This is a genomic window from Paenibacillus sp. FSL H7-0331 (genome assembly GCF_001956045.1).
The window spans coordinates 112,681-123,283 of sequence record NZ_MRTH01000024.1; the positions used below are offsets into that span (position 1 = coordinate 112,681).

The following is a 10,603-nucleotide window of genomic DNA, read 5'->3' on the forward strand; positions in this document are numbered from 1 at the left end:
CTCTTGAAATTGCCTTCAATTTACAAAGTAAATTTGCATCCCCTCCTCACTTTTCCATTTATTTTGCCGTGTTGCATGCTTCATTCTAGTGAGTACATGGTGCCATGTAAATACTCGAAAATTAACACCAATATGCGATTCTTAAACTAATTTAAAAACAGGATGAGCATACGGTTTTACCCGATATTCACCCTGTTCGCATGACCCTTAATTCTAATACAGCAGCTCCAGCCTTTTGGCATAGTTGTACCATATTTCGATGGCCTTGAGTGCTTCGTTTTTTAACGTTACCGGCCATCTTGTATAAAGGTCAAACGGAATTCCCTGGCAGACTGCCAAATGCTTCGCCGTCGCCGGGTAGCCTAGCCGCAGAATGGCATCCAAATAAACAAGATGCTGATGAAGTACCTCAGCGTCCGGGTGATTGTGCGTTGCCTTCTGCCAAAAATCCACGACCAGCCCTGCCGCTGATGCTGTTGTGATCGCCATAATGCCTTGGGCACCCATTCGAATCGCATCAAGCATGAACGGGGTATTCGCTTGGTAAACCACCGATTGGGAAGCCATTTGTATTTTGGATTGAATGCCCTCCAGCGTACAAGTTGTATCCTTGATGCCTGTAAGGCCCAGATCAGCCAGCTTCCCAAATACTTGGGGATCGATCAAATAAGGAGTAACATGAGGCCACTCGTATACAATTACAGGCAATTGGCAGCCTTCCAGCAGGCTGGCGAAATAATCGCCCAGCTTGCTTTGATCTTCGCCCATGCCACTCGGTGGCGTAAGCACAATTCCGGAAATTCCGGTCTCCGACATCTCGGCAATTTCGGAGGCATGCTTACTTATATCCGGATTCAGATTGGCCGTAGCAATGACAGGAATCTTGCCGGAGCGTTGTGCGGCACGCTTTGCCAGCTCCAGCCTTTCCTCGAAGCTCAGCCACTTCATCTCGCTACTTCCACAGACGGCAAATAAACCATCTGGCTGCTTTGAAAGCTGCCAATCCACATACTTGTCATACGTGTTCCAGTCGATGGCGCCATTAGCTGTAAATGGGGTGAGCAGCAGTGAAAACACGCCTTTAAATGAAGCTGCTGATGGATGATTCTGAATCAAGAGCGTTTCCTTCTTCCATATTCGTATTTTTATATCGTAACGACAATCCGCTCATTCTCTTTGGTGATATCGAATTTTCTTACAGTAACCTCATAGGACTTGGTTCTCATTCGATTCGTGCCTTCACTAATAGATCAAGCCCCTGAAATTGCTCACGGTATGAAGCGTAATCAAATTTCCATCATGTGCATTTTTGGCGTGCTCATCCCCGGAGCGGCTGAGTACGTGCAAATTTTCTCCATCGATCACCATACTCGCATAATGCCGCGATTGTTTATTGTCCGCTACCATGGCTACCATGCCTGCGAAGCACCAATCGATGCAATTTCTGGAGAAATGCAGCTGCAGTCGCTGCCGCTCATTATTCGGCAGTCCATAGCGATCCTTCGGTAGCAGCTCGGCACGAGTCATACTGTCGGTTGCCTGTGTGCTCATTAGCCAAAACATTTGAGACACGTCATCATATACAATATGAAATTTCATCTGCCCCCCCGGACAAGGCACATACAAGATTGTTTTGCCTGAGGGCACCGTTTCGAGCATCGTCGTCATACTTCCATCTTCATGCTCCACGACCTTGGCTATCGCTGCATAACCCGTTCCTCCCGTATGCGCCCGGCTCCACAAATGAAACGTATGACCGCTGGGGTCATGCCAATAATGGTTCGGATCCTGAAACTGTACAAGGTTCGTTTCCAGCCAGCCGATTGGCGCGCAATGCCTTCCTTGTGCAACCTCCATGGTTTCCTTCGGCAGTGTAGGGAAAAAAGGAACCCCAAAATAATCCAGCTCGCTCACCGCAACTGCATCCCGGAACACAAGCTCCGAGGCAAATGTCCAGTTTTCCCTTATTGTCAGATCCGCATCCATCCTGCCTCGCATGGTTACGGGAGCGATGACGCTGACGGGCCAACCAGACACATCGGAAGCTGCAAACCTTTCCATGACGATATACACGCACCCATTTGCATAATGAACATTGCAGGGAGCTTGATGCCATTGTTCTCCTATTGTCAGCTTTATCGGCTCCGACCAGGTATTGCCCCCATCGCCTGACTGGATGATCATCAAATCTTGGCAATGGCCAAGAATATAGACATTGGAGCCACAGGTAAAGGGACGGGCATGCATAAACGGGAAATCGAGCTGCTGCTGCCACGTTTGCCCTCCATCATCGGAGATCAGGAGCTTCCCTTGTATCTCCTTGCCATTTCGGATGCCCTTGCTTCCACCCAGCTGCTCTAAACCAATGCCCGTAATATCGATTGTGGCCAGCAGCCGCCCTCCAGGTAATCGAGCAATACCCGGACTATAGCATGCTATGGATGACGGGTCAGGTGACTGGTAAACCGTAACCCACTTTTCTGCCAGCGTTTGTGCAACCCTCTTCACCATGTATCCATGTCTCCTTAATCATTCCCATAAGATTTGTTGCCATAAGTTAATAAATGAGCTCCCGGAAATTTCTCACTGTGTGGAATGTGATTAAGTTGCCATCATGTGCATGCTTGGCATGCTTATCCCCGGAGCGGCTGAGTACATGCAGATCCTCGCCATCGATCATCATACTTGCGTAGTGCCGCGATTGTTTAACCTCAGACACCATATCCACAATCCCTGCAAAGCACCAATCGATGCAATTTTTGGAGAAATGGAGCTGCAGCCGCTGCCGCTCATTATTCGGCAATCCATAACGATCCTTCGGCAGCAGCTCGGCACGGGTCATACTGTCGGTTGCCTGCGTGCTCAGTAACCAAAACAGCGAAGACAAGTCATCATATACAATGTGAAATTTCATCTGTCCCCCCGGACAAGGCACATACAATATGTTCTTGCCAGAAGGTACCGTTTCGAGCATCGTCGTCATTCTTCCATCTTCATGCTCCACAACCTTGGCAATCGCCGCATACCCCGTTCCTCCCGTATGCGCCCGGCTCCACAAATGAAACGTTCGGCCGCTGGGATCATACCAATAATGATTCGGATCCTGAAATTGGACGATGTTCGTTTCCAGCCAGCCAATCGGGACACATTTCCTTCCTGGTGCAGCTTCCACACTTTCTCCCTCATGTGTTTGGTAAAAGGGAATACCAAAATAATCCAGCTCATCTATCGAAACGATGTCCCGAAACACCAATTCCGAGGCGAAGATCCAGTTCTCCCTTAATGTCAGGTCCGCATTGACGTGCCCACGCATTAAAACAGGTGCCTCCACACAAAACGGTGGAAATGATGTCACATCATGATACGGTCTTTTGTTCATGACCAGATAAACATAATTGCCGGCATAATGTACATTGCAAGGAGCTTGCGTCCATTGCTCGCCTTCGGTCAGTGTTACCGGGCTTGACCAGGTCATTCCATCATCATCCGAACGCACGATGGTCAAATCACCGGTCAATCCCAGAATATATGTAGCCCTTCCCGCTGTGAAAGGCCGGGCATGCATAAAAGGGAAGTCAAGCACATGCTCCCATTCTTCTGTGCTCTCATTGCGAATGAACGCCTTCCCCATCGTAGGCTCACCATAGCGAATGCCCTTGGGGCCTTCCATTTTGGTGACCCCTTTACCTCCAAGATCCAGCGTCGCTATCAAGCGGCCATTATGAAGTCTCGCAATTCCAGGACTGTAGCAATAAATCTCTGCAGGGTTCGGAGATTCAAAAACAATCGTAGGAGCATCAGCTATTGAATACCTTTGCATTAGTCTTTTCCTTTCTGCGACGTGCTGATTATTGGGATGTGCATTCCAGTCATAGCTATTAATTTTTATTGAAAAGATCTAAGGCTTCCTGATAAATTTTTACGAGCTCATCCGAATTCATGTCCTTGACTTTCTTGACATAGGCGTCCCACTCTTGGTCGATTCCGCCATCGACTACCCATTTAGCCAACGTCTTGTTGGTATAGCCCATAATATCGGTGGAAAGTGCAGCCAGCCTGCTTGTTTGCTCCGGTGTAAACACAACGGGCGGGTAGAAATCCTCCAACGGGGCTACATATGATTTGTATTTCTCAACATTTTTCCCGCGCTGCTCTTGCGCACCGCTCCAAACCATACGACTCATCAAATCGGGAGTCATTAACAGTGGAATGTTATTGCCGGGTATTAAATTGATTTTGACAACTTGGTCGGCTTCAGGAATCTGTTTAATTTTATTGTCCGCCTGTTTGTCCAGATAAGCTCCATAGGAGCCGTACATTGCTTGAATGGTCCAATCCGGCTCTGCAACCACATCAGCCCATCTCATACTGGCTTCAGGGAATTTATTGTTCTTGGAGATCGAGAAATAATTGCGTACAACTGTATTCGTTTGCTGGCGAAACAACGGCTTCTCCACACCCGGACCTTTAACCGGCATCATCGCATCGTAAATTTGTTCGGTTAAATCCGTGTTGAAATAAGAGCCAAATACTCCAATGACAGGCGGATTGGAACGGGTTTTGGCTAAATACGTATTCATGTCGTCGGTGAACGATTCAGGCGGGATCAAGCCTTCCTTGTACAAACGGTTTAAATATTTAATAGGCTCTTTAATAGCTGGATTTATCGCCTGGAATTGAACCTTGCCTTTGCTCACGCTAATAAATTTATCGTCTGGAACAAGGACGCCAAAAAATCCAAATACATCGAAATTACCGCCCACATATTGATTCCACAGGTAATACCAGGGCATTACGTTTTTGGGTATACTGCCTTTTCCTGCATTATCCTTGAATGCTTTAAGCACCTGATAGAAATCCTCTGTAGTGACAGGTTGCTTCAGCCCCAGCTCTTTGAGCCATTTCACATTGATTAGAAACTGATCGCGTATACCGGAATTATTATCATCCATGCGGATAAAGGGCAGGCTATAAATTTTGCCGTCCTTCATCGTTGCCATTTTTTTAATATAGGGCTGGGTTTCCAGCGCTTTTTTCCAGTTCGGAGAGTACTTGTCGATAAGATCGTTCAAGGGAAGGATTTCACCGGCAGCAGCCGCATCCAGAATTTGTTTATCCGTCGCCCCACTCATGATCAGATCCGGCAGCTCATTACTGGCAAACATCAGGTTGAATTTTTCTTTATTGCCCCCAAGGTTTGTAAAATTGATTTTGATATTGGTTTGCTTCTCCAGATCCTGAAAAAGCTTCATTTTGTTCCAATCTGCTTCGGTTCCTGACCGGGTAGTCGCATTTAAAGTGATGGTCTCCTTGACGATTGGCAGTCCCGTTTTATTCACATTGGCCGCGCTGGCAGATGCCTCTCCTTCACTTTGCTTATTGTCTACAGAATTGGAGCAGCCTATTGCCAGACCCGAAACTAAGCTGGCCGTTATTACAAACGCAACACTCTTATTCATTCGTAGTCCCCCTCTTTAGATTCATTTCCATTAAATAGATTTTACTTCCATTCACTAGATCACACGGTTGGAGTACTCCTTAATGCTCTGAATTCCCTTAAGGTTGGACTTTCCATAGTATGGCAGCCTCTTGTCGCCTCTTGGCCATCACCCCCTTCAAGTTTACTTCATTTAACCCTTGATAGCTCCAATCATGACGCCCTTCACGAAATACTTTTGGATAAACGGATATAGGATAAGTACAGGAATACTGGCAACGATAATGACCCCATATTTCATCATATTAGATGCCAAAGCGAGAATTTCGGCGTTTTCATCCTGCACCAGATCCTGATTCATCTGCGCTTGGATCAATATATCCCTTATGATAAGCTGCAGCGGATAGCGGGCACGATCCTTCAAATAAATTAATCCGTTAAAAAATTCATTCCAATGCGCCACTGCATAAAAGAGGATCAGCACTGCAGAAATCGCTTTGGACAGTGGCAATACTATACTGACAAAAAAACGCACGTTCGTACACCCATCCATTACCCCCGCTTCCCACAAATCGTCTGGAATCGTAGTTTGAAAAAAGGTTCTGGCAATAATCAGATTCCAAACACTGACAGCTCCCGGAAGCACCATTACCCAAAAGCTGTTATAAAGCCCGAGTGACTTGATGAGCAGGTAGGTGGGAATCAAGCCTCCACTGAAAAACATCGTGAATGCAATATAGCCCATAAATACGTTACGCCCAATCAGATCTTTTCTTGAAAGCGCATACGCGGCAGTCAGCGTCATCGCCACATTGATGAATGTTCCCACAACCGTATACACAAGCGTGTTCCGGTAACCGATCCACAGGTCATGATGGGCAAATATGCGGGAATAGCCATCGATGGTAATTCCTTTGGGCAGCAGCAGCACCTCGCCCAGACTGACGGCTGAAGGATTGCTGACAGACGCAATGACAATAAAATATAAGGGATAAGCGACAACAACCAAAACCAGAATTAACAGCACCGTTCCAACCATATCGAATATCCGGTCACCGCGTGTTTGAAAGACTGTATTCAATTTCCCGACTCCTTTCCTTTTACCATAAGCTGCTTTGTCCTAATGCCTTGGCCGTCCGATTCACGATAATTAGCAGCATAAAATTGATCACCGAGTTGAATAAGCCTACGGTAGCTGCAAAACTATATTGCGATGAAAGCAGCCCGACCTTATACACATAAGTCGAGATCACCTCCGAGGTCGCGAGATTTAATGCATTTTGCATCAAAAAGGTTTTTTCAAAGCCAACCGCCATAATGCTGCCCATATTCAAGATGAGTAAAATCATGATCGTAGGAGCAATGCCAGGTAAATCCACATGCCAGATTCGTCTCAGCTTCGACGCTCCGTCCACAATGGCAGCCTCATGCAACCCAGGATCGATTCCGGCCAAAGCAGCCAAGTAAATAATGGTTCCCCATCCCGCATTTTGCCAGACGCCTGACCACACATACACCGAGCGGAACCAATCCTCGTCCGCCATGAATAGAACGGGATCGCTGCCCAGTGATTTGATAATAACATTCACGATTCCCAGCTGGGGTGATAACAATACAGACATCATGCCCACCAAAACTACAGTAGATATAAAGTGTGGCACATAGGTCATCGTCTGGACGGTTTTCTTCAATCGATGAAATTTCGCATAATTAAGTAAAATAGCCAAAATGATGGGCAGCGGAAACCCTGCGGCTAATTGGTAAATACTGAGTCCCAGTGTATTTTGAATAAGTGACCAAAATTGATCGGAACGAAAGAAGCGTTCAAAATGCTCAAAGCCCACCCATGGGCTTCCCAGAATACCCAGATGCGGCTTAAACTCCTTAAAGGCAATCGTCACCCCATACATAGGTATATAGGAGAAGATGAAAAAGTAAATCAATGTGGGCAGTAAAAATAAATACAATTGATAATTCCGCCATATCTTTGAAGCCAATTCAAAGTCACCCTTTCTTGAATGTACGCTCTCTCTCTTTAAGTAAGCGCTTTAATTTGATCTGACCTCATTCTCTCAGAGTCACTTCCAAGCGTAAATATGCCATAATCGAGCGATATGCCATTTATGCAAATAAGCTTCATTCATATGCTGAATGAGGAACACAAAAGCAATATGCGATATTGCAAGTCTATATGCGAAATATAAGGTAAACAAAAAGCCTATGCAGATAGCATAAGCCTTTTACTTGGCAATACCCGTTTTCCTAAAAGCTCCTGGGGTCGTACCCACGGTGTTCTTAAACTTGCGGACAAAGCTGGACACATCGGAATAGCCGATTTGCAATACGATGGTGGTGAGTGGTTCGTCTGTTTGGACCAGCAGCTGCTTCGCCTTTTCTATTCTTAAATAGTTGATGTAATCGGAAATCGTGCTGTCTCGCATTGACTTGAACAAGTAAGACAGATGAGACTGGGACATGCCGAAATGGCTGGCCATCGCTTGAACGGAAAACTGGTTATTTGCATAATGGCTTTGAATATAAGCCATAAGCTGATCATGAAGGTCTTGTGAATCGCTCTGCTCTCCATCCTTCATCCGGCTGCATAGCTCGGTGATGATCGTTTGAACCATGGTCCAAAGCTCGTCGATCGTCTCAAATACGGCAAGAGACATAATATCCGGATAGTCCTTTTTCAATTGAAAATGCTTCTTGTCGACAAGACAAATCGATTTGATAACGGTATTGATCATGTCAAAGCATAGGCATCTGGCTTCAAACAGCGGCATCCCGCTTGTGTTGATCAATTGGTACAGGCTTTCAAGCAATTTATTGATAATGTCCATATTGCCTTCTATCACTGATGTTTCCAAAGCCTTCATTTCCTGAACCGGATAATTATATTGAAGCGTGTGTTCGGGGCTAATATCACTGAAATAAATAACATTATTCCGGCCTTTAATCAAGCGATAATCTACCGCGGTTGACGCCTCAATATACGATTTACTGATCCAGCTAACCTGGCTATAGCTGTTACCTACACCAATCGTCGTCTGCAGACCGTAGGTCTCGTTCAACCAAGCATGCAGGTTGGAAAAATACAATTTCATCACATCTTGATCTTCAACCTCCGAATGAGCATATACGAAGATTAGGGTTCCATTTTTTTCACTCGTTTTCCCGTAGCCCTCTATTCCCTCCGGCAAATGCTGCTCAAGCAGTGTAATGAGCTTCATGCGGTCTGCTTGTTCATTGATTGCATGCTCTGCGAACAGGAAGATGGCCACGTGGCACAGCGAGTGGTTAAACACAAACCCTATTTCTTTTCCCTCCTCATTGCACTCCTCCATATTCGCGAAATTTCCTTGAAGCACATTCGATAATAAGAACTCTTTTACGGGCCAGTAATTATTTTGAACCTTATCGTACAGCTCGTCTTTCATCTTAAAAATATGATCAAACGTATAGTGAAGCACCTCAATCTCATTGTCATTGCTTAGCAGCCTGCCCGTTTTATTCTCTGCAAAAGCTTTAAGATTCCGCAGAGGGTTGTAATTCAATCTCATCGTGTAGGCGATCACGCCAGTTGCTGTAAGCAAAATAAAAAAGAAGGCCATAACAAATAGAAATTTCGTATCGTTTAACTGCTTCATCGCCTCTTGCTCGGGAAGAAGAATCATGTACTTCCAGCCTGTATTGGTAGACTTGAGAAAAGTGGTGAGCAGCTTCACCCCATCCCATTGCACCGAGCCGGAGACCTGATTCTGCCGAATCAACGCTTGCAGGTTATCCGATTTCGAATAACCCGAATTGCGGGACGAAGTAATAACCTGTTGGGACTCGTTGAGTAAAATGACATCACCGTTGCTGTATTTCAGCATATTGGTCAACGTATCTTCCTTAATCATGAAAAAGACTGTTACTTTGCTGACTCGCGATAAGCCGGGGCTTGGAACCAGATAGGTTATGATGGGCACTTCTTGCTGAAATATGGACACGATTTCTGCAGGCTTGGTCATATTCGGCTTATTTAAGGAACGCATATCCTGATAAAATTGCTCCCGGCTCCATGCTGAATAGTGAAAGTTTTGTAGAAATTCGGGAATGGAATAGGTGACAGAGGAGGAATATACCCGATCCAGTTCTTGATAATAGACGAATACCTCGTAGGGGAAATTATTGCCGGTAATATATTTTTTAAGCTCGGTTATGCCTTCTTTGGCGTTAAGCGGGGTTTCGATTTTCATATTGTACGCAGTCAGTAACGGATTGCTATAAATTTGATAGGCAATTTTATTTAATTCAATCAATCGGTTGTCCAGGTTTTCCTGCAAATGCAATAGCATATTCTTGTTACTTACATTCAACTCGGTTTCCAGCACTTTGAAAAAGTTATAATAAATCAACAAACCAAATATTAACAACGGGATCAGAAGGATAATAATATAAGACACTAGGTATCGAAAAAAAAGCTTGGATTTATTGATTCGACTTTCCTGACCCAATAGTTGATTCAACATCTGCTTCAGAATAGGAGCCACCTCCTTGTGTCATTTCTACCGACTCTAAATTTCTACCTTTACTATAACCGATTTATATGACAAAAGCATTTAAATAGAATTGTCAACAACAACTTCTTCTTTACATTCTGCTTCAATATAGGACTTTGAGGTAGGGTCAAATAAATCTTGGAAATATCCTTCAATATCACATTTAATTTTACAGTTTTTTTCTTTATACTGAACGAATATTGTGTCAAATACAATCTCTATCTTCTTGGGATAACAAAGATGTAAAGGTAGATCATCACTTCGTACATGGCTGTTTAAATGAGCCCTTGAAACCAATCCTTCAATTCCATGATTTTCTATTTAACTTTCGCTCACTTTATAATTTGCTAAAATAACGTTCCAGCTGTCTGGTTGATTTGCCGGTCTCTGTAACCAAACTCTCATATAACGCCTTTATTTAGTGATTAAATTGTTTCTCCCTTCTTTTAAATATCTAAAGTAGCTCTCATTGAAAGCAATAGCTTCAATTGCAACTGATCAAAGATATCCGCGATTTTGGTTTTGTAATACTGTCAAACCAAACAATGTATTGATAAATTTAATCGGATAGGAGGCTACCCATTAATTGAGTAGCCGACCTTCCACACCACCGTACGTC

At 44.6% G+C, this 10,603-nt stretch carries 7 protein-coding genes; all 7 read right to left on the reverse strand.

The window, feature by feature from the left end:
• Positions 1-213 precede the first annotated feature (213 nt).
• On the reverse strand, positions 214-1,116 hold the full coding sequence (locus BK127_RS28155) for a dihydrodipicolinate synthase family protein (RefSeq protein ID WP_076235380.1): 903 nt from the start codon (positions 1,114-1,116) through the stop codon (positions 214-216).
• Between the two features lie 126 nt (positions 1,117-1,242).
• A complete protein-coding gene (locus tag BK127_RS28160; RefSeq protein ID WP_076235381.1) occupies positions 1,243-2,511 on the reverse strand; it encodes a sialidase family protein in 1,269 nt (422 codons plus the stop codon).
• A gap of 46 nt (positions 2,512-2,557) precedes the next feature.
• A complete protein-coding gene (locus tag BK127_RS28165; RefSeq protein ID WP_076235382.1) occupies positions 2,558-3,820 on the reverse strand; it encodes a hypothetical protein in 1,263 nt (420 codons plus the stop codon).
• A gap of 58 nt (positions 3,821-3,878) precedes the next feature.
• Positions 3,879-5,459 (reverse strand): type 2 periplasmic-binding domain-containing protein, encoded by a 1,581-nt coding sequence (locus BK127_RS28170; RefSeq protein ID WP_076235383.1) that lies wholly within the window; start codon positions 5,457-5,459, stop codon positions 3,879-3,881.
• A gap of 171 nt (positions 5,460-5,630) precedes the next feature.
• On the reverse strand, positions 5,631-6,476 hold the full coding sequence (locus BK127_RS28175; protein WP_076235404.1) for a carbohydrate ABC transporter permease: 846 nt from the start codon (positions 6,474-6,476) through the stop codon (positions 5,631-5,633).
• Between the two features lie 61 nt (positions 6,477-6,537).
• Entirely contained in the window at positions 6,538-7,434 is an 897-nt protein-coding gene (locus BK127_RS28180) for an ABC transporter permease (protein WP_076235385.1), read from the reverse strand.
• 243 nt (positions 7,435-7,677) lie between these two features.
• The gene (locus tag BK127_RS28185; RefSeq protein WP_076235387.1) at positions 7,678-9,954 is read right to left on the reverse strand and encodes a helix-turn-helix domain-containing protein; all 2,277 of its coding nucleotides are present in this window, start codon (positions 9,952-9,954) and stop codon (positions 7,678-7,680) included.
• Between the last annotated feature and the right edge of the window lie 649 nt (positions 9,955-10,603).

Excerpts from the sequence above, each read along its gene's own strand:
- BK127_RS28160 (WP_076235381.1), bottom strand. The coding sequence starts at position 2,511 with ATGGTGAAGAGGGTTGCACAAACGCTGGCAGAAAAGTGGGTTACGGTT.
- BK127_RS28175 (WP_076235404.1), bottom strand. The coding sequence starts at position 6,476 with ATGGTTGGAACGGTGCTGTTAATTCTGGTTTTGGTTGTTGTCGCTTAT.
- BK127_RS28185 (WP_076235387.1), bottom strand. The coding sequence starts at position 9,954 with ATGTTGAATCAACTATTGGGTCAGGAAAGTCGAATCAATAAATCCAAG.
- BK127_RS28170 (WP_076235383.1), bottom strand. The coding sequence starts at position 5,459 with ATGAATAAGAGTGTTGCGTTTGTAATAACGGCCAGCTTAGTTTCGGGT.
- BK127_RS28165 (WP_076235382.1), bottom strand. The coding sequence starts at position 3,820 with ATGCAAAGGTATTCAATAGCTGATGCTCCTACGATTGTTTTTGAATCT.